Raw genomic sequence first — 22703 nt, 5'->3', positions numbered from 1 at the left:
AGATCAGGCGCGGCCCGCGCGATGCAGCCGCGACGTATCGACGACCGCTTCGGTCGGGTCCGGGCGCGCGAGGCCGAGCATCTCCGCGGCCGCCCTCTTCACGCGCTGCGCGTCGAGATTCTCCAGACAGTCGCTACGGCTGTCGACGTGGCGGTCGCAGCCCTCATGCCGACACGGCACGCAATCGCCGTCGCCCTGCAGCAGCCACACGTTACCGTGCCGCCCCGAGCCACGCAGCGGCCACGGGTTCTCAGTGGCCGGCCAGTGCTGCGGCCAGGGCCCCCAGCGCACCGGGTCGGACGGTCCGAACAGCGCGATCGTAGCGGTGCCGGTCGCGGCCGCGACGTGCGTGGCGCCCGTGTCGGGCCCGATGAAGAGCCGTGCGCGTCGCACGAGTTCGGCGCTTTCCCCGAACGTCAGCCGCCCGACGAGATTCAGCACGTCGCCGCCCGCTTCGGCGGCGACCTGCTCGGCATACTCGCGCTCGCGATCGGCGGGACCGCCCGACAACGCGACCGCGAAACCGCGAGCGCGCAGCCAGCCGATCATCTCGACCCAGCCGTCGAGCCGCCATTGTTTGTAGCGGAACATCGGATACGGATGCAGTACGACGAGCGGCTTGCCTGCGCGCACGGCCGGCGATTCGGCGAGCCATGCGTCGAAGCGGGCGCGGCGCTCGGGATCGTCGCCGATACCCGGCGCCACGACCTCGGACACCGGATCGATGCCGATCACGGGCGCGAGCGCGAGCGTGCTGACGACCGTATGCGCGGACTGGTGATGATTGATCGCGATGCCGTTCAGCATCAGGCGCGTGAGCCACGTGAGGCGCTCGGGATCGACGAGCCCGACGCGCTTGCGGCCCGCGAACCAGCTGTAAAAGCGCGGCCGATCGGAGCTCAGCGCCGCGCACGCGAGATCGTAGCGGCGCCACATCGACAACGCGTCGCGCAGCCGCTCGCGAAACCCGGCCCGCTGCGCGACGACGATCACGCGCCGGACGTCGGGATTGTGCTCGAGCACGCCTTCGGTCCCGCGAAACACCAGCATGTCGATCTGCGCGTCCGGCCAGCGGGCCTTCAGCGAACGCACGAGCGGCGTCGTCAGCAGCACGTCGCCGATCCGGCGCGGCGCGGCGACGAGAATGGTTCTGGGCGGTCGGGCGGAGGAAAACAGGGCCACGTCAATCGGTCCGTCAGGCTGGCTAAACAAGGCTGGCAATGTACAGGATTTTGCGGCAGCCGGCGTGTTTACCGGTCGTGCGGCGCAAGCGGCAGCCCATACAAACACGGCCCGTCGTACCGCACGCTGCGATACGCGGGCCACACCTCGCGACGATCGTCAGGAATCGCGGTCAGTACGCGATCTCGACGGCGCCACCGCCGAACGTCGCGCGCAGTTCCGCGAGCAGCGCATCGCTCGGCTTCACGCGCCACGCATCGCCGAGCCGCATCTCGCCCTGCGCGCGCGCGTTGCTGTAGTGGATCTGCACCGCAAGCCCGTTCGGCAGCGGCGCCGCCTGGCGACGCCCGCCTTCTCGATCACGGCCGCCGCGCGACGGCGCAGGCGCGTCGATCGCGTTCGCGGCCGCCGGGTCGTGCTTCGACACATGCGGCTCCAGCACGCGGCGCAGCGCGGCCGCGTCGGCATTGCCGTTCATCGTCAGCCGCACGGCCTGCGCATAGCGGCTGCGCGCGCGTTCGAGATCCATCACCGTATCGGCCGTGAAGCGGATCCCGCCGGTGAACGCGTCGTTGCGCGCCTGCCCCTGCACGATCAACAGTTCGTCTTCCTTGAACAGCGCCTTGTTCGCTTCGAACTGCTCGTTGAAGATCGTGATTTCGCACTGGCCCGTGCCATCGTCGAGCAGCGCGATCAGCATCTTGCCGCGCTGAGTCATCTGCGTACGGAGCGACGCGATGATCCCGGCGACGAGCTTGTCGCGCCCCTCCTTCAGATCGCCGATCTTCTGCCGCACGAAGCGGCGCACCTCGTCGCGATACGCGTCGAACAGGTGGCCGGACAGATAGAAGCCGAGCGCGCCCTTTTCTTCCTGCAGCCGGCGCTTGTCGTCCCATGCGGGCTCGTCGACGAGCGCGTGCGCATGCGGCGATTCGGCGCCCATGTCGAACAGCCCGGCCTGCAGCGCGTTCGCCTCGGCCTGTTCGGCGGCTTCCATCGCGAGCGGCACCGACGCGAGCAGCTGCGCGCGATTCGCGTTCAGCGAATCGAACGCGCCGGCGCGGATCAGCGCCTCGACCGTGCGACGGTTCACGATCCGGCGATCGATGCGCTCGCAGAAATCGAACAGGTCGGTAAACGGCTTTTCTTCGCGCGCACGCAGGATCTCCTCGATCGCGTTCTGGCCGCTGCCCTTCACCGCGCCGAGACCGTAGCGGATCGTGCGCGAACGCTTGCCGTCGGGCTCCGCGACGGGCTCGAACCGGTAGTGCGACTGGTTGATGTCGGGCGGCAGCACGACGAGGTTGTTCATGATGCAGTCGTCGAACAGGATCTTCACCTTGTCGGTGTCGTCCATCGCGAGCGTCATGTTGGCCGCCATGAATTCGGCCGGATGGTGCGCCTTCAGCCACGCGGTGTAATACGCGAGCAGCGCGTACGCGGCCGCGTGCGACTTGTTGAAGCCGTAGCCCGCGAACTTCTCCATCAGGTCGAAGATCTCGTCGGACTTCTCGCGCGACAGCCCGTTCTTCGCCGCACCTTCGGCGAAGATCTCGCGGTGCTTGACCATCTCCTCGGGCTTCTTCTTGCCCATCGCACGACGCAGCAAGTCCGCGCCGCCGAGCGAGTAGCCGCCGATGATCTGCGCCATCTGCATCACCTGCTCCTGATAGACCATGATCCCGTAGGTCTCTTTCAGGACGGGTTCGACGCGCGGATCCGGATAGTCGACCTTCTCGCGCCCGTGCTTGCGCGCGCAGAAGCTCGGAATCAGATCCATCGGGCCCGGACGGTACAACGACACGAGCGCGATGATGTCCTCGAAGCGGTCGGGCTGCGCATCCTTCAGCATCCCCTGCATGCCGCGGCTTTCCAGCTGGAACACGGCGACCGTGTTCGCCTTCTTGAGGATCTGGAACGAAGCGGGATCGTCGAGCGGCACCTGCGACAGCGACCAGTCGGCCTTCGACGGGTCGAGACGGCGGATGTAGCGCTCGGCCCAGTCGAGAATCGTCAGCGTGGTGAGGCCCAGAAAGTCGAACTTCACGAGGCCGACGGCTTCGACGTCGTCCTTGTCGTACTGGCTCACGACGCCGCCGTCGTCGCCCTGCGTGTAGAGCGGACAGAAATCGGTCAGCTTGCCGGGCGCGATCAGCACGCCGCCCGCGTGCATCCCGACGTTGCGCGTCAGGCCCTCGACGCGCTGCGCGAGGTCGAGCAGCTGGTGCACCTCGTCCTCGTTGTCGTAGCGCTCCTGCAGCTGCGGCTCTTCCTTCATCGCGTCGGCAATCGTCACGTGCTTGCCGGGCTTGAACGGAATCAGCTTCGCGACGCCGTCGGTGAACATGTAGCCGAGGTCGAGCACGCGGCCGATGTCGCGCACGGCCGCCTTCGCGGCCATCGTGCCGAAGGTGGCGATCTGCGACACGGCGTCCGCGCCGTACTTGTCCTTCACGTACTGGATCACGCGATCGCGCCCGTGCTGGCAGAAGTCGATGTCGAAGTCGGGCATCGACACGCGCTCGGGGTTCAGGAAACGCTCGAACAGCAGGTTGTAGCGCAGCGGATCGAGATCGGTAATGCCGAGCGCGTAGGCCACCAGCGAACCGGCGCCCGAACCGCGGCCGGGGCCGACCGGCACGCCGTTGTTCTTCGCCCAGTTGATGAAGTCCGCAACGATCAGGAAGTAGCCGGGAAAGCCCATCTTCGTGATGGTCCCGCACTCGAATTCGAGCCGCTTGTAATACGTGTCGCGCTGCGCGTCGCGCTCCGCCTCGTCCGGATACAGCTGCACGAGACGCTTTTCGAGCCCCTCCTTCGACAGCTGGATCAGGTAGTCGTCGAGCGACATGCCGTCCGGCGTCGGGAACAGCGGCAGCTTCGGCTTGCCGAGCTCGAGCGTCAGGTTGCAGCGCTTCGCGATCTCGACCGTGTTCGCGATCGCGGACGGCAGATCGGCGAACAGCGCGACCATTTCGTCCTGCGTGCGGAAATACTGCTCGGTCGTGAAACGCTTCTGGCGGCGCGGGTTCGCGAGGATGTCGCCTTCCGAAATGCACACGCGCGCCTCGTGCGCGGTGAAATCGTCGTCGGTCATGAACTGCGTCGGATGCGTCGCGACGACCGGCAGCTTCAGCGACGCGGCGAGCGTCGCGGCCTGCTGGATGTACGCCTCCGCGCCCGGCTGCCCGTAGCGCTGCAGTTCGATATAGAAGCCGCCGGGGAACACCTTGGCCCAGCGCTGCGCATGGCGGCGCGCGGCTTCCTCGTTGCCGGCCGCGAGCGCGAGGCCGATGTCGCCCTGCTGCGCGCCCGACAGCGCGAGCAGCCCTTCGGACAGCTCGCCCTCGAGCCAGCTCGCGTCGAGCTCCGCGCGGCCGCGGTACTGGTTCGTGAGCCACGCCTTCGACAGCAGCTCGCACAGATTCAGGTAGCCGCGCTTGTTCTTCACGAGCAGCAGCAGGCGCGACGGTTTGTCGCGATCGTCCGGATTCGTGATCCAGACATCGCAGCCGGCAATCGGCTTCACGCCCTTGCTGCGGGCTTCCTTGTAAAAACGGACGAGACCGAATGCGTTGCCGAGATCGGTCAGCGCGAGCGCGCCCTGACCGTCGGCGGCCGCCGCCTTGACGATGTCGTCGAGACGCACGATGCCGTCGGCAATCGAGAATTCGGAGTGAACGCGGAGATGGACGAAGCGAGGATCTGACATGGGCGCTATTGTAGCCGCGTCGCCGCGCAGGCTGCCCAAAAAATCCCCCGTGCCGGCCGTTCGGCCGATGCCTGCGGCGCGCCGTCGCGGCCTGGCCGTTCGGCCGGGTGTCGGCGACGACGCGGTTTGCGGGATAATACGGGTTTTCGAATCTCCGCCCGGCTTCGCACCCTTTTTTGCGGGCCACCGTGCGCTCGCACGGTCGCGGCCGTTTTACCGTCCGACCACCATGACCATCGTCAACCTCGCCGCCTATCACTTCGTGTCGCTCGACGCGAACGAGCAATGGCGTCCGCTCGTCACCGCGCGCTGCAACGAACTCGGCCTGCGCGGCACGATCCTGCTCGCCCCGGAGGGCATCAACCTGTTCGTCGCCGGCACGCGCGAAGCGACCGACGCGTTCATCGACTACATCCGCCACGATCCGCTGTTCGAAGGGAAGTTCGCGACGCTGCAGTTCAAGGAAAGCCTGTCCGACTCGCAGCCGTTCCGCCGGATGCTCGTGCGCCTGAAGCGCGAAATCATCACGATGAAGAAGCCCGCGATCAAGCCGGAGCTCGGCCGCGCGCCGTCGGTCGACGCGCGCACGCTGAAGACGTGGCTCGATCGCGGTCACGACGACAACGGCCGGCCGGTCGTGATGCTCGACACGCGCAACGCGTTCGAAGTCGACGTCGGCACGTTCGACGGCGCGCTCGACTACCGGATCGGCAAGTTCAGCGAGTTTCCCGACGTGATCGACGCGCACCGCGCCGACCTCGAAGGCAAGACGGTCGTGTCGTTCTGCACCGGCGGCATCCGTTGCGAGAAGGCCGCGATCCACATGAAGGAAATCGGCATCGACAACGTGTATCAGCTCGAAGGCGGCATCCTGAAGTACTTCGAGGAAGTCGGCGGCGCGCACTATCACGGCGACTGCTTCGTGTTCGACTATCGCACCGCGCTGACGCCGGAACTGCAGCCGGCCGGCGACGTCACCTGCTTCGCGTGCCGCGCCGTGGTCACACCCGAGGCGCAGCAGTCGCCGAGCTACGTGCCCGGCAAGTCGTGCCCGGCCTGCGCGCACACGGCCGACGCGGCGGCGTAAGCGCGCGCCACGCGCACTGCCGATGAACGGCTATCGCGGCCGCTTCGCGCCGTCGCCCACCGGTCCGCTGCATTTCGGCTCGCTCGTCGGCGCGCTCGCGAGCTGGCTCGATGCGCGCGCGCACGGCGGCGCGTGGCTCGTGCGGATCGAGGACATCGACGGGCCGCGCACGGTCCCCGGCGCGGCTGACGACATCCTCGCGACGCTCGCGCATTTCGGGATGACGCCGGACGAGCCGCCCGTGTGGCAGAGCACGCGCGAAGCCGCGTATGCGGCCGCGTTCGAGCGGCTCGTCGCCGCCGGCCTCGTCTATCCGTGCGGCTGCACGCGCAAGGAAATCGCCGATTCGCTGCGCGCCGCGCACGAGCGCCACACGACGCTCGCGTATCCCGGCACGTGCCGCACGGGCCTGCGCGGCAAGCCGGCGCGCGCCTGGCGCCTGCGCGTGCCGGACGGCGATGCCGCGATCGTCGCGTTCGACGATCGCTGGCAACGTGCGCAATCGCAGAACCTCGCGACCGAAGTCGGCGATTTCGTGCTGAAGCGCGCGGACGGGCAATGGGCGTATCAGCTGGCGGTCGTCGTCGACGATGCCGACGCCGGCATCACGCATGTCGTGCGCGGCGCCGACCTGCTCGATTCGACGGCCCGGCAGATCTATCTGCAGCGCTGTCTCGGCGTGCCGACACCCGCGTACCTGCACGTTCCGGTCGTCGTCGACGCGAACGGCGAAAAGCTCAGCAAGCAAACGGGCGCTGCAGCGCTCGAACGCGACGATCCGCTGCCGCCACTGCAGGCGGCTGCCACGCATCTCGGGCTCGGCACGCCCGATCGCCCGCTGCCCGGTACGACGCTCGATGCGTTCTACGCAGCAGCGACCGACGCATGGGCGCGCCGGTTCGGGCCGCGCGCGCAATAACGGTCGCTACGCCGAGCGAGCGCCCGGCGCGCTTGCGACGCGCAAGCCTATACGCCACGCGGCACGGCATCGCACCGCCGCGCGTGCCGCTCCAGCCCCGAATGCCCAACAAAAACGGGCGCATGCCAAGTCGCATGCGCCCGCCGGGGTTCCGTTCCACACGCTGCGCCGATCCGCGACCGGCGCACCGCTTCAGCGCGTGCTTCAGCTCGTCGGCTTGCGCGGCATGCCGAACCCGCCGAGCAACGCGGCAACCTGACGCTTCGGCGTCTTCTTCTCGGGCTGCGCCGGCTTCGCGTCTTCGGCCTGCTTGGCCGGCGCCGACGGCTCGTACGGCTTGAGGAAGAAATCGTCGACCGGCGGCTCGTGGCGGCGATGATGCCCACGCTCCGCACCGGGCGACCGGCGGCCCGACGCGCCGCGATGCTCGTCGCGATCGCGCCGCCCGCCGCGCTCGCCGCCGCGTTCACCGCCGCGCTCTTCATGACGATGGCGCGCCGGCTTGTCGAGCACGAGCGTCTGCATCTCGAGCGGACGCTTGATCAGCTTCTCGATATCGGCGAGCTGCTTGCGCTCGTTCGGGCTGCACAGCGACAGCGCGTCGCCGGTCGCGCCCGCACGGCCCGTGCGGCCGATCCGGTGCACGTAGTCTTCCGCGTTGAACGGCAGATCGAAGTTGATCACGGCCGGCAGTTCCGCGATGTCGAGACCGCGCGCGGCCACGTCGGTCGCGACGAGCGCCTCGATCTCGCCGCGCTTGAACGCGTCGAGCGCCTGCATCCGCTCGAGCTGCGACTTGTCGCCGTGGATCGCCGATGCGACCACGCCGTCGCGTTCGAGCTGACGCGCGAGCCGGCTCGCGCCGATCTTGCTGTTGCAGAATACGATCACCTGCTTGAGGCCGCGATCGCGCAGCAGTTGCACGACCGCCGCCTGCTTGTCGCCTTCGGCGACGTCGTAGACGATCTGCGTGACGTTCGCGTTCGTCGAGTTGCTGCGCGCGACTTCGATCGTCTGCGGGTTGCGCAGGTACGTCGACGCAAGCTTCTTGATTTCGGGCGAGAACGTCGCCGAGAACAGCAGCGTCTGACGCTCCTTCGGCAGCAGGTTCAGGATGCGCTGCAGGTCGGGCAGAAAGCCCATGTCGAGCATCCGGTCCGCTTCATCGAGCACGAGAATCTGTACCTGGCCGAGGTTCGCGGTCTTTTGCTGCACGTGGTCGAGCAGACGGCCCGGCGTCGCGATCAGGATCTCGACGCCGCGGCGCAGTTCCGCCATCTGCGGGTTCATGTCGACGCCGCCGAACACGACCGCGCTGCGCAGCGGCGTGTGCTTGGCGTATGCGTGCACGTTCGCGGCGACCTGGTCGGCGAGTTCGCGCGTCGGCGTGAGGATCAGCGCACGCACGGGGTGGCGCGCGGGCGACGCGCTCGTGTTCGCCTGCGGCAGCAGACGCTGGATGATCGGCAGCGAGAAGCTCGCGGTCTTGCCGGTGCCCGTTTGCGCGGCGCCCATGACGTCGCGGCCGGCGAGCACGACCGGAATGGCCTGCGCCTGGATCGGCGTCGGCGTCGTATAGCCCTGCTCCGCAATGGCTTTCAGGATATCGGCGGCAAGGCCGAATTGATCGAAGGTGGCGTCGACAGGCTTGGCGACAGAATCGGACATGGTGGCGTTTCGCTCAAAAGGCGCGGCGGGGACATCGCGCGTCAGGCCGGCCGGGCCTGCGCTCATCACATTTCGGAAGTAGACGGAGCCGCGGCGCGCCGCGCGGCGCCGCTCTGGCGCTTGGGACCGGTTCGATGCGAACGTCGGACGCCAGGCCGTGCGGACTCCGTTCGGCGCGAATGCCGGCGGAAAGGGCCGTATTGTAGCACCGTGCGGCCGTCTGTCCGTGACAACGCCGCGAACGGCCGCCACGGCGGTTCGCCGCATGCCTGTGGCGGCTTCGCAGACGGAGGGCGACCCGCGTCCGGCGCAGCGTTCGAGCCCTGATTGAGTCGCAATCCGGCCGGACCCGGCGCGCTTTCGCGCCGCTCGGTCGCCGCTCAGCCCTTGCGCTTTTTCTTCTTGTCGACCTGCACGCAGTCCGCGAGCAGCGGCGGCGATTTCTCGTCGGCGATTTCGTCGCGCAGCGTCGCTTCCTTGCCCTTCGTCCACCACGTATAGCGGCCGGCCTGATAGCGCACGCCCGACGCCGACACGGTATCGACGAACAGCAGCCGCTGTCCGTTCACGGGCACGAGCGCGAAGCTCTGGCCGTTGCCCGCGAGCCAGTACGACACGCGCACCGGCTGCGGCTGGTTCGCGCACTGATACGCGACCGTCTGGCGCGCATCGGCGTCGATTTCCTCGATGGTCAGCTGCGCCGCATGCGCGACGGAAACGGTAAGGCCGGCCAGCGCGAGCGCGGCGACGGTTTGACGAATCATGCAGGTCCTCTCGGAAGACGAATGAAAATGCGCGCCTCGCCGGCGCGCGGCTTGTCGTTGTCGGTTATGGGCAGTGCGCTGTCTGCACGGGTCACGGATCGATCACGTCGGCGCATGCGTCGGTCGGCGCCGCGGCGACGTGGCCGACGACCGGTACGATCTTGAGCCCGGCCGAGGCGATGCGGCACGGCGCGGCGGCCAGCCCGCAGCCGGCAAGGCCCGCCGCAAGCGCCGCTGCGGCGGCCAGTTTTGCGATACGCATCCAGATCGGCGCCATGGCGCACTCCCGGTTGATCAGTTGCCCGCTACGGGCCGGACGGCCGCGGCCGCACGTTTGGCGCGCTCGCGCGCTTCGTCGACGTTCGCGCCCGTCGCGAGCGCGACGCCCATGCGCCGTTTCGTGAAGCTTTCCGGCTTGCCGAACAGCCGCAGATCGGCGCCCGGCACCGCGAGCGCGTCGCGCACGCCTTCGAAGGCAATCCCGCGCGCGTCGAGCCCGCCGTAGATCACGGCCGATGCGGCCGGCGAACCGAGCGTCGCGTCGACCGGCAGCCCGAGAATCGCGCGCGCGTGCAATTCGAACTCCGACTGGCGCTGCGATGCGAGCGTGACGAGCCCCGTATCGTGCGGCCGCGGGCTCACTTCCGAGAACCACACTTCGTCGCCGCGCACGAACAGCTCGACGCCGAACAGCCCGCGCCCGCCGAGCGCCTCGGTGACCTTGTGCGCGATCTCGCGCGATTTCTCGAGCGCCGCCGCGCGCATCGGCTGCGGCTGCCACGATTCGACGTAATCGCCCGCGACCTGCACATGGCCGATCGGCTCGCAGAACCACGTGCGCGTGTCGAGCGTGACAGGATCGATCGCGCGCACGGTCAGCTGCGTGATTTCGTATTCGAAGTCGATGAAGCCCTCGACGATCACGCGACCGTGATTCACGCGACCGCCCGCCATCGCGTAGTCCCACGCGGGCTTCACGTCGGCTTCGGTCCGTACGACCGACTGCCCCTTGCCCGACGACGACATCACGGGCTTCACGACGCACGGCATGCCGATCTGCGCGACCGCGGCCGCGAACTCGTCGAACGACTCGGCGAATGCATACGGCGACGTCGGCAGCCCGAGCGTTTCGGCCGCGAGCCGGCGAATGCCTTCGCGATTCATCGTCAATTGCGTCGCGCGCGCGGTCGGGATCACTTCGGCAAGCCCGGCCGCCTCGATCTGCGCGAGCGCGTCGGTCGCGATCGCCTCGATCTCCGGCACGATCAGGTGCGGACGCTCGGCCTCGACGAGCGCGCGCAGCGCGGCGCCGTCCGTCATGTCGATCACGTGGGCGCGGTGCGCGACCTGATGGCCCGGCGCATCCGGGTAACGGTCGACCGCGATGACTTCGACGCCGAGTCGCTGCAACGCGATGACGACTTCCTTGCCAAGCTCGCCGGCGCCGAGCAGCATGACGCGCGTGGCCGACGGCGAAAGCGGCGTACCGAGCCGCTGACCGATCTGCATGTGATTTCCCGCTTCTGGTGGAGGACGAAAACGGCTCCGATGTTAACACGCGGGCCGGGCCGGTTCGCGCGCTTCGCCGCCGTCGGATGCGGCGCGCGGCCGGGCCGCGAACGTTTTCGCGCGCCGCGTGTCGGCTCGCCTCGCGCGGCGCGGGTGCGTTACTCTTACGCCTTGTTCAGAATCCGATGAGGCACGAGGCCCATGTTCCACCCGTCCGCCACCGCACGCGCACGCGCCGGCCTGCTTCGCCCGCTGCGCGCGCCGCTCTGCGCGTTGACCCTTGCCACGCTTCTCGCCGCCTGCGCGATGCCGACCCACCCCGATTCCGCCGCCCCCGCACCCGATCCGTACAACCCCGCCGCGGTCCAGCTGCTCGACGACACGAGCTGGGAGCTGACGCGCTGGCAGAACGCGGACGGCACGCCGCGCGCGATTCCGCACGGCGACAACGGCGAGCCGATCAAGCTTCAGCTGTCGACGCAATCGGGCGTTCGGCATGCGAGCGGGTTTTCGGGCTGCAACCGCTACATGGGTCCGTACAACGTGAAGAACGGGCTGCTGAGCTTCGGGCCGCTCGCCGGTACGCGGATGGCCTGTCCGAACACGCTCGGCGGCCAGCTCGAACGCGCGTACCTCGATGCGCTCGCGCACATCGCGAAGACCGGCGTGCTGATGCGCGCGCCGCAGCAGTTGCAGATCGTGACCGAAGCCGGCGACACGCTGACGTTCACGCGCCGCGGTCAATGACGTCGCGCGCGGAGATGGCCGACCGGCCGCCTTTCTCCGCGCGCATCGTCCGCATGACCGGTCGCGCGGCGGATTCGCGCCGCGCTGTCCGGGTGTCCTGTTGGTCCTTGTCCGGGTCGTCGGCCGGTTAAACTCGGCGGGTCGCGCATCGCGCTCCCCGCCTTACTTCGTTTCAAAGCATGCACACGGTTGTTTTCGGCTGGTTCGGCATCTCCGCCGTCTGGTTCCTCCTCCTCTTCTGGCGTCTCGTGCAGGCGATGCTGCCTGGCGGCGGCGGCCTCGCCGGCCCCGGCTCGATTCGCCTGTGGCTCGGCTTTGCGGCCGTATTCGTCGCGAGCTGCACGCTGACGAGCGCGCTGTCCGGTCCCGACACGAACGCGCTCGGCCATGCGTTCGCGGGCGGCTTCGCGCACGTGCTCGGCCCGATCGGCACGCCGGTCGCGATGGTCGTGCTGCTGTTCGCCGGGCTGCCGTGGCTCACCGGCATCGGCTGGCGCCGGTTCGCCGCCTGGGTCGACACGTCGTTCGGCGTGAAGCTGGCGCGCGACACCGGCGACGACGATGCGCACGGCATCGCGGACCTGCCGCGCAGCGCGCTGTATCGCGACGACGACATCGTGCAGCCGACCACCGCGCATACCGTCAATCCGATGGCGCCGCGGCAGAACGGCCGCTATGCGCGTCCGACGCTGTGGAAGCCCGACCCGCAGGCGCGGCCGAAACCGCGCAGCAAGCCGGTGCCGCGCCCGCCGGTGGAGCCCGTCGCGCCGTCGGGCTGGCTGAAGCCCGCGTCCGGCACGCGGATGCCGGTGCCGCCCGCGCCGCCGGCGCCCGGCGCAATGCCGCCGCCGACGATCGGCAGCACCGCGAGCCTCGCGCGCGCCGCCGCGAATGCGCAGCCGCGTCCTGACCCGGCACCGCTGCCGGCCGGCTTCGAGCCGATGCGGCCGCGTCCGACGGCCGTGCGCCCGGCCGCCGCACTCCGTCAGCCGGCCGCGCCGCGTGCAACCGTCGCGCCGCGCGCTGCCGCGCCCGCGCCGGCGCGTCCGCTCGCGCGTCCCGCCGGCGGAACCGCGGGCATCGGCGCGTCCGCGGATGCGTCGCGCCGTCGCGTGGCGGCGCCGCCGCAGAAACGCGCGCCGCTCTATGCGTGGGCCGACAAGCCGGCCGCGCCGATCACGCCGGCTCCGAGCGTGCATGAAACGCTGCGCTCGATCGAAGCCAGCACCGCGCAGTGGGCGACGCTGGCCGGCGCCGCGGCGTCGGCAGATGCTGCGCGCACGGCGGCGACTGCGGCGGGAGTGATTGGGGTTGCCAACGCAAGCGCGGCCGCGGGCGTTGCTGCGCCTGGGCCGTCGGCCGCATCGGGTGCCGGTACATCGACGGTGACGGACGACGTCGCGCCGCTGGTCGCCCCTGCCATCGAGCACGACACGGCGGCAACCGCACACGACGACAACGCGCCAATCGTACTGCCCGCATTTGTCGATGTCGCGCCGGCTCCCCTCGCTTCCACGGACGATACCGACGTCGAAGCGCGCGCAGAAGCCGGGTACGACGCGTCCGCAAACCACACGAGCGACGCTCGTGCGTCCGCGGCGCCGCATGCGGACGATGAAACGCCGCAGATCGAGGCCGCGCAGGTCGCTTCGGCAATCGCTAGCGCGTCTGCCCGGCCGGAAGACGCGCCGATCGAACTCGCGCCGTGGGAAGATTTCGTTGCACAGCGGGCTGCGGCCGTCGGTACGTCGATCGGCAGCTCGGCGGCTCTGGCGCCCGGCGTCGCAGACGGGATCGGCACAATCGCCGCGACCGAGCCGCAGACATCCGCGCTTGCCGCCGCGCCGGCAAGCGACACGGCCCGCGTCGATACGGTCTCTGCATCGACTTCGGCGATCGACGACAAGAGCACGGCCGAAACGCAGTCCGCACCGCAAGTTGGCGCGGTGCAAGCGTCAATTGCGCCCTCGGGCGCCGCCGCCGCGCAGCATGATGCCGAACCGAGCGCTCCCCTTCCCGCTTCCGCGAGCAATGCAGCATCGCCGCCGGTGACGCTCGATCCACAAGCGGTCGCGGCGACGGTGCCGGTAACGGCAGCCGCTTCGACGGTCGGCCCCGCAAGCGCTCCGCGGGAGGCGGCGGCAACCGTCGCGGCGAAACCTGCGTCGACCGCGGCGGCAACGCCTGCATCCGCTTCGTTGCCGCCGTCTGGCGATATCGTGTCCGGCACCGCGCCCGTTGCATCCGCACCGGTCGTCGTGCCGCATGATGATGCGCAAACGGCCGCTTCTGCCGTCGTCGCGACTTCGGCATTGAACGACGTCGAGGCCGCGACCAGCACGGCGGTCAATGCGGAAGATGCGGTTGCGCCGACGTCGGTGCCGATACCCACACAGATCGGCTCGGCAACCGCCGCTCAACCGGTTCCGAGCGCACCGCTTGCATCGACGCCGATGAAGCCGTTCGCGTCGGCCGCGGTGTCGGCACCGTCTGCGACATCGACAACGCCCGCAACGTCGAGCCCGACCGCATCTCAGCCCCCGATCACGCAGTCGTTGTCGCGTGCCGCTACGGCACAGCAGAGCGAGCAGTTTGGCAGAACCGCGTCGGCCGCAGCCGCTCCGCAGAGTCCGATCGCCTCACTGGCCGCGACCGCACCGTCGAGCAGCCGCTTCGACATGCCGGCCGCCGTCACGACGACACCCGCACCCGCGGCAACAACGGCTGCCGTCGAGGGCACGCCGTCCGTCGCACCGACGGCTGCTGCGGCTATGTCGTCCGCTAGTGCCGCATCGGTGACGACTACGGCGAGCCCTTCCGCTCCGGTGCCTGCGTCGGCTACGCCGTCTGCCGGTGCCGTACCGGTGACCACTACCGCGAGCCCTTCCGCTCCGGTGCCCGTGTCGGCTATGCCGTCCGCCACTACTGCATCGGGGATGACTACCGCGAGCCCGTCCACTGCGACGCCTGCGTCCGTTATCCCGTCCGGCGCCGCCGCATCGTTGACGACTACGGCGAGCGCGTCCGCTCCGACGCCTGTGCCGGCTACGCCATCCGCCGCTGCCGCATCGGTCACGACGACGGCAAGCCCGTCCGCTCCGACGTCTGTGTCAGCTACGCCGCCGGCGGGTGCCGCATCGGTAACGACTAGCGCGAGCCCGTCTGCGCCGATGCCCGCACCGGCACCCGCTTTCGGCATTGGCAACACGCGCGTTGCTGTCGGCGGCGCCGCCGCGGACACCGCGAGCATCGCCGAACCGGCATCGCCGCGCATGCCGGCCGCGTCGATTTCGTCTTCTGCTGCTGCCACCACCGCCGCACCGCCCACGACCGCTGCATTCGCGGCGTTTGCCGCGAATGCGCCGGCAACCGCACCGGCAACGCCGTCGACGCTTGCCACCGTCACGGCACCGTCTGCACCGACGACGTTCGCGACCACGGTCGGCGTAACTGCGCCGTCGCCGAACCCGACGAACGCGCCGGCCACGACGAATCCGACGCCCCAGACGAACTGGACCGCCACGAGCACCGCGGCTCCGTCGTCCGCACCGTCCTCGACGTCACAGCAGCCAACCGCAACCACACCGGCCGCGATGATTTCGGCCACGACCACGGCGCCGGCCACACCCGCTACCGCGGCAACCCCGCCGGCCGCCCCTGCCGCGACGGTTTCCGGCATCGCGACGGTCCCGCCGAGCGTCGCCTCCGCGCCGCCATCGTGGCCCACATCCGGCGCCGCGCCCGCCGCAGAACCGGCCGCCCCGGCCGCCGATACCGCCGCGCAACCGGCTACGACCGCGCCCGCCCGCCAGCCGCGTCCGAACGCGTTCGAATTCCACGCGCCCGCGTCGTTCAGCGTCGAACTGCCGACGCTCGACCTGCTCGAACCGGCATCCGACGAGATCGAACCGATCACCGACGAACATCTCGCGCAGACGGGCCAGGTGATCGAACAGCGGCTGCAGGAATTCAAGGTGCCGGTCACGGTCGTCGGCGCGTCGGCGGGCCCGGTGATCACGCGCTTCGAGATCGAGCCCGCGCTCGGCGTGCGCGGCAGCCAGATCGTCGGCCTGATGAAGGATCTGTCGCGCGGCCTCGGCCTGACGTCGATCCGCGTCGTCGAGACGATCCCCGGCAAGACCTGCATGGGTCTCGAACTGCCGAACGCGAAGCGCCAGATGATCCGCCTGTCCGAGATTCTCGAGTCGCGCCAGTACCAGCACTCGACGTCGCAGCTGACGATCGCGATGGGCAAGGACATCACCGGCCATCCGGTCGTCACGGATCTCGCGAAGGCGCCGCACATGCTCGTTGCGGGCACCACCGGTTCGGGCAAGTCGGTCGCGATCAACGCGATGATCCTGTCGCTGCTGTACAAGGCGACACCCGACGACGTGCGGCTGATCATGATCGATCCGAAGATGCTCGAACTGTCGGTCTACGAAGGCATCCCGCACCTGCTCGCGCCGGTCGTCACCGACATGAAGCTCGCCGCGAACGCGCTGAACTGGTGCGTCGGCGAAATGGAGAAGCGCTATCGGCTGATGTCGGCGGTCGGCGTGCGCAATCTCGCGGGCTTCAACCAGAAGATCCGCGACGCCGAGGCGAAGGAAAAGAAGATCGGCAACCCGTTCTCGCTGACGCCGGACGATCCCGAACCGTTGTCGACGCTGCCGCTGATCGTCGTCGTGATCGACGAGCTCGCCGACCTGATGATGGTGGCCGGCAAGAAGATCGAGGAGCTGATCGCGCGTCTCGCGCAGAAGGCGCGCGCGGCCGGCATCCATCTGATTCTCGCGACGCAGCGTCCGTCCGTCGACGTGATCACCGGGCTGATCAAGGCGAACATCCCGACGCGCGTCGCGTTCCAGGTCTCGTCGAAGATCGACTCGCGCACGATCCTCGACCAGATGGGCGCCGAATCGCTGCTCGGTCAGGGCGACATGCTGTTCCTGCCGCCCGGCACCGGCTATCCGCAACGCGTGCACGGCGCGTTCGTCGCCGACGAGGAAGTGCACCGGATCGTCGAATATCTGAAGCAGTTCGGCGAGCCGCAGTACGAGGAAGGGATTCTCGACGGCCCGGCCGCCGACGGCGCGACGCAGGACCTGTTCGGCGAAGCGCCCGATGCGGAAGCCGATCCGCTCTACGACGAAGCGGTCGCGTTCGTCGTGCGCACGCGGCGCGCGTCGATCTCGTCGGTGCAGCGTCAGCTGCGCATCGGCTACAACCGCGCGGCGCGGCTCGTCGAGCAGATGGAAGCGGCCGGGCTCGTGTCGGCGATGGGCATCAACGGCAGCCGCGAGGTACTGGTGCCGGCCGCGGCCGACTGACCGTTTCGGCCGCAACCGCCGGCTGCGCCGCGCGTGCCAGGTGCGCGGCCGGCCGCACGAAAGCAACAAGGGCGCCGCGAGCGCCCTTGTTCGTTGTTACTGCACCGGTACGAGCTTGAAATCGACCGGCTTGCCGACCGCCACCTTGCGCGGATTCGCAGCGAGTTGCCCGCTGCCGACGTCGCGGCCGAACACGTAGAACGTGTCGCTGTCCTGGTTGCCGACGATCAGCCATTTGCCGGTCGGATCGATCAGGAATTCGCGCGGCGTCCGGCCGAGGCTCGACTGGCGACCGACGGTCTTCAGCCGGCCGTCGGCCTGGTTCACCGCGTAGATCACGATCTCGTTCGCGTCGCCGCGGTTGCTCACGTACAGGAAGCGGCCGTCCGGCGACAGGTGGATCGCGCCGCCGCCGACCTTGCCCTTGAAGCCGGGCGCGATCATCGACACGGTCTCGATCGGCGTGAGCTTCCCGTCGTGATAGCCGAACACCTCGACCGACGCGTTCAGCTCGCTCGTCACGTACGCGAACCGGCCGTCGGCACTGAATACGAGATGGCGCGGCCCCGCGCCGGCCTTCAGCGGCGTATAGCGCGTGTCGGTCGGGCTGATCAGCCCGCGGCTGCCGTCGACCGTGTAGCGATAGCCGTAGATCTTGTCGAGACCGAGATCCTGCACGAACAGATAGCGGCCGTCGGGCGAGAACACCGTCGAGTGGACGTGCGCGTTGTCCTGCCGCCCTCTGACGGGCCCCTTCCCTTCGTGGTGCACGCTGAGCACGGCCGGCGCGACGCCGCCGTCGTCGCGGACCGGAAACAGCGCGAAGCTGCCGCCCGGATCGGCCGCGACCGAATAGTTGGCCGTCACCAGATACTTGCCGTCGGGCGACAGACTCAAATAGCAAGGATCGTTCCCCTCTGACGAAACGCGGTCGATGAACGTGAGCGCACCCGTCTTCGCATCGAAACGGAAGGCGCTGATGCCGCCGCGCTGCGTCGCGGGCCCGTTATCGCCGGGCAGTTCGTTGACCGCATAGACGACGCGACCGTCGCGGCTCGGCAACAGATACGACGGGTTCACCGTCTTCGCCGACGATACCGGTGCGACACTACCGGTGCTCGTATCGAAGCGGTACACGTAGATGCCGTCGCTGCCGGTGTCGGTGTAGGTGCCGACGAGCAGGTTGTAGACGCCGTCGGCCGGTGCCGGCGATTGCTGCGCGAATGCATGGGTCGCGGACAGGGAAAGCACGAACGCGAAACCTTTCATCCAGTGAGCGAGCCTAAGCGGGAACCCTCGTGTCGAAGCGTGTGCGTCACGCTCGCGTAAACGGTTGGGCATTGAATCCTCCTTGCATCGAGTCGCTTCAAGTGTTGAGATAGGACGAAACGCCGGCCGTCATGCGCTCCGCCTTCGATCGAGTATACGGGGCGCGGCGCCAGCGCGTGAAGCTGTCCGTCCGCGGCCCGCATTGTGAACCCGAAACAAGGATTTGCCCGCCCATGCCCGCCCTGATCGAAGACTATGCCCTCGTCGGCGACGGCCACACGGCCGCGCTGATCGCAAAAGACGGCTCCGTCGACTGGCTGTGCTGGCCCCGGTTCGACTCGGGCGCCTGCTTCGCGGCGCTCGTCGGCACACCCGAGCACGGTCGCTGGCTGATCGGGCCGGCCGCCGACGTCGCGATTACGCATACGACACGCCGCTATCGCGGCGACACGCTGATTCTCGAAACCGATTACGAAAGCGCGGACGGCGCCGTGACCGTCGTCGATTTCATGCCGCCCGGCAACGGCTGGTCCGAGCTCGTGCGCATCGTCGTCGGCCGGCGCGGCACGATGAAGATGCGGATGGAACTCGTGCTGCGCTTCGACTATGGCTTCTCGATCCCGTGGGTCACGCAGCTCACGCGCGAAGACGGAATGAAGGCGATCGCCGGCCCCGACACGGTCGTGCTGCGCACGCCGGTACCGCTCACCGGCAAGAACCTGCATACGCTCGCGGAATTCACGGTAAGCGCCGACGAGCGCGTGCCGTTCTCGCTCGGCTATGCGCCCTCGCATCTGCGGCTGCCGCCCGCGCGCGATCCGCTGTCGATGCTCGCGCGCACCGAGAACTACTGGCTCGAATGGTCGGGCCGCTGCCAGGTGCGCGGCCGCTATGCGGCCGCCGTGCGCCGTTCGCTGATCACGCTGAAGGCGCTCGCGTACGAGCCGACCGGCGGCATCGTCGCCGCGCCCACCACGTCGCTGCCCGAGAAGATCGGCGGCAACCGCAACTGGGACTACCGCTACTGCTGGCTGCGCGACGCGACGATCACGCTGCTCGCGCTGATGCGCGGCGGCTACTACGACGAAGCGCGTGCGTGGCGCACGTGGCTCGGCCGCGTGATGGCCGGATCGCCCGAGCAGATTCAAATCATGTACGGGATCGCGGGCGAGCGCCGGTTGCCCGAGATGGAGCTCGACTGGCTGCCCGGCTATCAGGATTCGAAGCCGGTGCGCGTCGGCAACGGCGCCGCAAACCAGCTGCAGCTCGACGTGTTCGGCGAAGTGATGGCCGCGCTGCATCTCGCGCGCGTGGGCGGCCTGCAGGCCGACGATACGGTGTGGTCGGTGCAGTGCGCGCTGCTCGATCATCTCGAGAAGATCTGGCAGGAACCCGACGAAGGAATCTGGGAAACGCGCGGCGGCCGCCGTCATTTCACGTTCTCGAAGGTGATGGCATGGGTCGCGTTCGACCGCGCGATCAAGTCCGCGGAGATGTTCCGCCTGCCGGGCTCGCTCGAGCGCTGGCGCGCGCTGCGCGACCGCATCCATGCGGACGTCTGCGAGAAGGCCTGGCACGACGGCAAGCAGGCGTTCGCGCAAAGCTACGGCAGCGACGAACTCGACGCGAGCGTGCTGCTGATGCCGCTGCTCGGCTTCCTGCCGCCCGAGGATCCGCGCATCGTCGGCACGGTGGAGGCGATCGAGCGGGAATTGCTGCACGACGGGCTCGTGATGCGCTACCGCACGACCGAGTACGACGACGGCCTGCCACCCGGCGAAGGCACGTTTCTCGCGTGCAGTTTCTGGCTCGTCGACAACTACGCGCTGCTCGGCCGGATCGACGACGCGCATCGGCTGTTCAGCCGCCTGCTCGCGCTGTCGAACGACCTCGGGCTGCTCGCGGAAGAGTACGACCCGGTCGAGGGGCGGCTTGTCGGCAATTTCCCGCAGGCGTTCTCGCACGTCGCGCTGGTGCATACCGCGATGAACCTGATGCACCACGAAGAGGCGATGGCGCGCGCGGCCGGACAGCCGGCGCCGGCCGCCGCGACGGGCCGCTGATCGCGGCCGGTGCTATGGTAAGAGAACGTCAAATCGCAAAAATTTGATGAAAAATCCGGGAAATGTTGCATTGCACCACGGATCGTTGTCCGATATGATCGACACGACTGTCCGGCTGCACTGCAACATTGCCGGACGATGACCCACACGGCACGCCGCGACGCCCCACGCCGCCCTTGCGCACCGTCCCCCACGCGGGAGTAGTCTGCATGCTTTACCAACTGCACGAATTCCAGCGGGCGATGCTGAGCCCGCTCACGGCTTGGGCCCAGGCCGCGTCGAAGTCCTTCGCCAATCCGTCGAGTCCGTTTTCGCTGATCCCCGGCGCGCCGCGCATGGCGGCCGCGTACGAGCTGCTGTACCGGCTCGGCAAGGATTACGAGAAGCCCGAATTCAACATTCATCAGATCGTCAAGGATGGCCACAACATCCCGATCGTCGAGCAGACGATCGTCGAGAAGCCGTTCTGCCGGCTGCTGCGCTTCAAGCGCTATTCGGACGATGCCGATGCGGTCACGCAGCTGAAGGACGAACCGGTCGTGCTGGTCTGCGCGCCGCTGTCGGGCCACCACTCGACGCTGCTGCGCGACACCGTGCGCACGCTGCTGCAGGATCACAAGGTCTACATCACCGACTGGATCGACGCGCGGATGGTGCCGGTCGAGGTCGGCCCGTTCCATCTGCACGACTACGTCGAATACATCCAGGAATTCATCCGCCACATCGGTGCACGCAATCTGCACGTCGTGTCGGTCTGTCAGCCGACGGTGCCCGTGCTCGCGGCGATCTCGCTGATGGCGAGCCGCGGCGAGGACACGCCGCTCACGATGACGATGATGGGCGGCCCGATCGACGCGCGCCGCAGCCCCACTTCGGTGAACTCGCTCGCGACGCAGCATTCGCTCGCGTGGTTCGAGAACAACGTGATCCATACGGTGCCGGCGAACTATCCGGGCGAAGGCCGTCAGGTGTATCCGGGCTTCCTGCAGCACACGGGCTTCGTCGCGATGAATCCGGAGCGCCACGCGCAATCGCACTGGGACTTCTATCAGAGCCTGCTGCGCGGCGACGAGGAAGACGCCGAAGCGCACCGCCGCTTCTACGACGAATACAACGCCGTGCTCGACATGGCCGCCGAGTACTACCTCGAGACGATCCGCGTCGTGTTCCAGGAATTCCGCCTCGCGGAAGGCACGTGGGACGTCAATGGCGAACGCGTGCGCCCGCAGGACATCAAGCACACCGCGCTGATGACGATCGAAGGCGAGCTCGACGACATCTCGGGCAGCGGCCAGACGCACGTCGCGCACGAGCTGTGCACGGGCATTCCGCAGGATCAGCGCCGCAGCCTGACCGCCGAGAAGTGCGGCCATTACGGGATCTTCTCCGGCCGCCGCTGGCGCACGATCATTTACCCGCAATTGCGCGACTTCATCCGCGAGCATGCGCCGGAGCCGAAGAACGGCAGCGCGAAGGATCGCCCGGACGCAACGGCCGGCACGTCCGACACGCCGGCCGCATCGGCGCCCGCGCTCGCGGCCGTCCCGGCCGGCCAGGCGCAGCGCGAAACCGCGAAGGCTGCGGCCACGCTCGCAAAACGCGCGCGCGCGAAATCGTCGGGCGCGCTGTCGCCGAAGGCCGCACCGGCGGCCAAGCGCGCGAGCGGCGCACGCGCGAAGCCGGTACGCGCGCGCAAGGCCGCCTGACGCGCGGCTCGTTCACAGAAAAGCGCCGCCCTGCGCAAGCACGGCGGCGCTTTTTTGTCGACAAGCCGATCGCGCGGGCGCTCGTTCAGCGCCGTAGCAGATACGCGAGCAGCACTTCGGTGTTCATCCGGACCATCTCCGCGCGCTCGTCGGCTTCGCTGAAATCGCGGCCGAGCGTCGCGGCCAGCGTGAAGCGGTTCGACACGATGTAGTAGCCGAGCCCCGACAGCGTCACGTAGAAGCGCAGCGGATCGACGTCGCCGCGGAACAGCCCGGCCTTCTGGCCGCGCATCAGTACGTTGCCGAGCATCGCGACGATCGGCGACATCATCTCGCGGATGCGCGTCGACTTGTGCAGATAGCGCGCTTCGTGGAGGTTTTCGTTGTTGATGAGCCGCAGCAGTTCGGGATGGTCGCGGTAGTAGTCCCAAACGAAATGCGCGAGCCGCGTGACCGCTTCGACGGGCGGCACGCCATCGAGGTCGAGCACGCGTTCGGCTTCGGTCAGCGCGGAAAACGCATGTTCGAGCACCGCGGTGAAGAGCTGCTCCTTGCTGCCGAAGTAGTAATAGAGCATGCGCTCGTTGGTCTCGGCGCGCCGCGCGATCTGATCGACGCGCGCGCCGAACAGCCCTCCACTCGCGAACTCTTCGGCTGCCGCCATCAGGATGCGACGGCGCGTGCCTTCAGGATCTCTTTTGATTTTTGGCTGATTCATGTGGCGTTTTGCTGTGTGAGCCGCGT

At 68.6% G+C, this 22703-nt stretch carries 16 protein-coding genes; 6 read left to right on the top strand and 10 right to left on the bottom strand.

From position 1 onward, the window contains the following. Window positions 1–3: 3 nt before the first annotated feature. Together BCR55_RS12235 and dnaE are read right to left on the bottom strand one after the other, a co-directional pair. Complete coding sequence (locus tag BCR55_RS12235) at window positions 4–1182, bottom strand: glycosyltransferase family 9 protein (protein WP_006409042.1); 1179 nt, start codon at window positions 1180–1182, stop codon at window positions 4–6. Between the two features lie 172 nt (window positions 1183–1354). Further along, the gene (gene dnaE / locus BCR55_RS12230) at window positions 1355–4894 is read right to left on the bottom strand and encodes a DNA polymerase III subunit alpha (protein ID WP_006405613.1); all 3540 of its coding nucleotides are present in this window, start codon (window positions 4892–4894) and stop codon (window positions 1355–1357) included. Between the two features lie 229 nt (window positions 4895–5123). On the opposite strand from dnaE, the gene BCR55_RS12225 reads away from it, so the two are divergent. Beyond that, on the top strand, window positions 5124–5981 hold the full coding sequence (locus BCR55_RS12225) for a sulfurtransferase (protein ID WP_006398724.1): 858 nt from the start codon (window positions 5124–5126) through the stop codon (window positions 5979–5981). 22 nt (window positions 5982–6003) lie between these two features. After that, window positions 6004–6900, top strand: a complete 897-nt coding sequence (gene gluQRS / locus BCR55_RS12220) for a tRNA glutamyl-Q(34) synthetase GluQRS (RefSeq protein ID WP_065494588.1) — start codon at window positions 6004–6006, stop codon at window positions 6898–6900. Window positions 6901–7104: 204 nt separating this feature from the next. Here gluQRS and BCR55_RS12215 read toward each other — a convergent pair whose 3' ends face one another. The 4 genes from BCR55_RS12215 to purT all read right to left on the bottom strand — a co-directional run bounded on the left by BCR55_RS12215 (window position 7105) and on the right by purT (window position 10841). After that, window positions 7105–8568 (bottom strand): DEAD/DEAH box helicase, encoded by a 1464-nt coding sequence (locus BCR55_RS12215; protein WP_006409057.1) that lies wholly within the window; start codon window positions 8566–8568, stop codon window positions 7105–7107. 380 nt (window positions 8569–8948) lie between these two features. After that, a complete protein-coding gene (locus tag BCR55_RS12210; protein ID WP_006405617.1) occupies window positions 8949–9332 on the bottom strand; it encodes an MliC family protein in 384 nt (127 codons plus the stop codon). Between the two features lie 91 nt (window positions 9333–9423). Beyond that, on the bottom strand, window positions 9424–9609 hold the full coding sequence (locus BCR55_RS12205; RefSeq protein ID WP_006398719.1) for a DUF6726 family protein: 186 nt from the start codon (window positions 9607–9609) through the stop codon (window positions 9424–9426). Between the two features lie 17 nt (window positions 9610–9626). Further along, the gene (purT, locus tag BCR55_RS12200; protein WP_006409046.1) at window positions 9627–10841 is read right to left on the bottom strand and encodes a formate-dependent phosphoribosylglycinamide formyltransferase; all 1215 of its coding nucleotides are present in this window, start codon (window positions 10839–10841) and stop codon (window positions 9627–9629) included. 201 nt (window positions 10842–11042) lie between these two features. On the opposite strand from purT, the gene BCR55_RS12195 reads away from it, so the two are divergent. Beyond that, window positions 11043–11588 (top strand): META domain-containing protein, encoded by a 546-nt coding sequence (locus BCR55_RS12195; protein ID WP_006409045.1) that lies wholly within the window; start codon window positions 11043–11045, stop codon window positions 11586–11588. Here the strand turns inward: BCR55_RS12195 and BCR55_RS33395 are convergent. Next, complete coding sequence (locus BCR55_RS33395) at window positions 11582–12226, bottom strand: hypothetical protein (RefSeq protein WP_200053128.1); 645 nt, start codon at window positions 12224–12226, stop codon at window positions 11582–11584. The two genes, BCR55_RS12195 and BCR55_RS33395, sit on opposite strands and share 7 nt — an antisense overlap. A 35-nt stretch (window positions 12227–12261) precedes the next feature. Then, a complete protein-coding gene (locus BCR55_RS33390; RefSeq protein WP_217086238.1) occupies window positions 12262–12453 on the bottom strand; it encodes a hypothetical protein in 192 nt (63 codons plus the stop codon). Window positions 12454–12700: 247 nt separating this feature from the next. Here BCR55_RS33390 and BCR55_RS12190 point away from each other — a divergent pair, with 247 nt between their 5' ends. Then, entirely contained in the window at window positions 12701–16921 is a 4221-nt protein-coding gene (locus BCR55_RS12190; RefSeq protein ID WP_244104616.1) for a DNA translocase FtsK, read from the top strand. Between the two features lie 96 nt (window positions 16922–17017). Here BCR55_RS12190 and BCR55_RS12185 read toward each other — a convergent pair whose 3' ends face one another. Continuing rightward, entirely contained in the window at window positions 17018–18190 is a 1173-nt protein-coding gene (locus BCR55_RS12185) for a lactonase family protein (protein WP_053296992.1), read from the bottom strand. 233 nt (window positions 18191–18423) lie between these two features. Here BCR55_RS12185 and BCR55_RS12180 point away from each other — a divergent pair, with 233 nt between their 5' ends. Beyond that, window positions 18424–20253, top strand: a complete 1830-nt coding sequence (locus BCR55_RS12180) for a glycoside hydrolase family 15 protein (protein WP_065494586.1) — start codon at window positions 18424–18426, stop codon at window positions 20251–20253. A 209-nt stretch (window positions 20254–20462) separates the two neighbouring features. Beyond that, on the top strand, window positions 20463–21959 hold the full coding sequence (locus BCR55_RS12175; RefSeq protein ID WP_006411843.1) for a polyhydroxyalkanoate depolymerase: 1497 nt from the start codon (window positions 20463–20465) through the stop codon (window positions 21957–21959). 85 nt (window positions 21960–22044) lie between these two features. On the opposite strand, the gene BCR55_RS12170 is transcribed toward BCR55_RS12175, so the two are convergent. After that, on the bottom strand, window positions 22045–22677 hold the full coding sequence (locus BCR55_RS12170) for a TetR family transcriptional regulator (RefSeq protein ID WP_006398710.1): 633 nt from the start codon (window positions 22675–22677) through the stop codon (window positions 22045–22047). Between the last annotated feature and the right edge of the window lie 26 nt (window positions 22678–22703).

Source organism: Burkholderia sp. CCA53 (assembly GCF_001685525.1).
GTDB lineage: Bacteria > Pseudomonadota > Gammaproteobacteria > Burkholderiales > Burkholderiaceae > Burkholderia > Burkholderia multivorans.
Note: the sequence above shows the minus strand (reverse complement) of the source record. Positions and strands in the feature narration are given on the sequence as shown.

Coding starts and splice junctions, on each gene's coding strand:
- dnaE (WP_006405613.1), bottom strand. CDS start 4,894: ATGTCAGATCCTCGCTTCGTCCATCTCCGCGTTCACTCCGAATTCTCG.
- BCR55_RS12225 (WP_006398724.1), top strand. CDS start 5,124: ATGACCATCGTCAACCTCGCCGCCTATCACTTCGTGTCGCTCGACGCG.
- gluQRS (WP_065494588.1), top strand. CDS start 6,004: ATGAACGGCTATCGCGGCCGCTTCGCGCCGTCGCCCACCGGTCCGCTG.
- BCR55_RS12215 (WP_006409057.1), bottom strand. CDS start 8,568: ATGTCCGATTCTGTCGCCAAGCCTGTCGACGCCACCTTCGATCAATTC.
- BCR55_RS12210 (WP_006405617.1), bottom strand. CDS start 9,332: ATGATTCGTCAAACCGTCGCCGCGCTCGCGCTGGCCGGCCTTACCGTT.
- BCR55_RS12205 (WP_006398719.1), bottom strand. CDS start 9,609: ATGGCGCCGATCTGGATGCGTATCGCAAAACTGGCCGCCGCAGCGGCG.
- purT (WP_006409046.1), bottom strand. CDS start 10,841: ATGCAGATCGGTCAGCGGCTCGGTACGCCGCTTTCGCCGTCGGCCACG.
- BCR55_RS12195 (WP_006409045.1), top strand. CDS start 11,043: ATGTTCCACCCGTCCGCCACCGCACGCGCACGCGCCGGCCTGCTTCGC.
- BCR55_RS33395 (WP_200053128.1), bottom strand. CDS start 12,226: ATGCGCGGTGGTCGGCTGCACGATGTCGTCGTCGCGATACAGCGCGCT.
- BCR55_RS12185 (WP_053296992.1), bottom strand. CDS start 18,190: ATGAAAGGTTTCGCGTTCGTGCTTTCCCTGTCCGCGACCCATGCATTC.
- BCR55_RS12180 (WP_065494586.1), top strand. CDS start 18,424: ATGCCCGCCCTGATCGAAGACTATGCCCTCGTCGGCGACGGCCACACG.
- BCR55_RS12175 (WP_006411843.1), top strand. CDS start 20,463: ATGCTTTACCAACTGCACGAATTCCAGCGGGCGATGCTGAGCCCGCTC.
- BCR55_RS12170 (WP_006398710.1), bottom strand. CDS start 22,677: ATGAATCAGCCAAAAATCAAAAGAGATCCTGAAGGCACGCGCCGTCGC.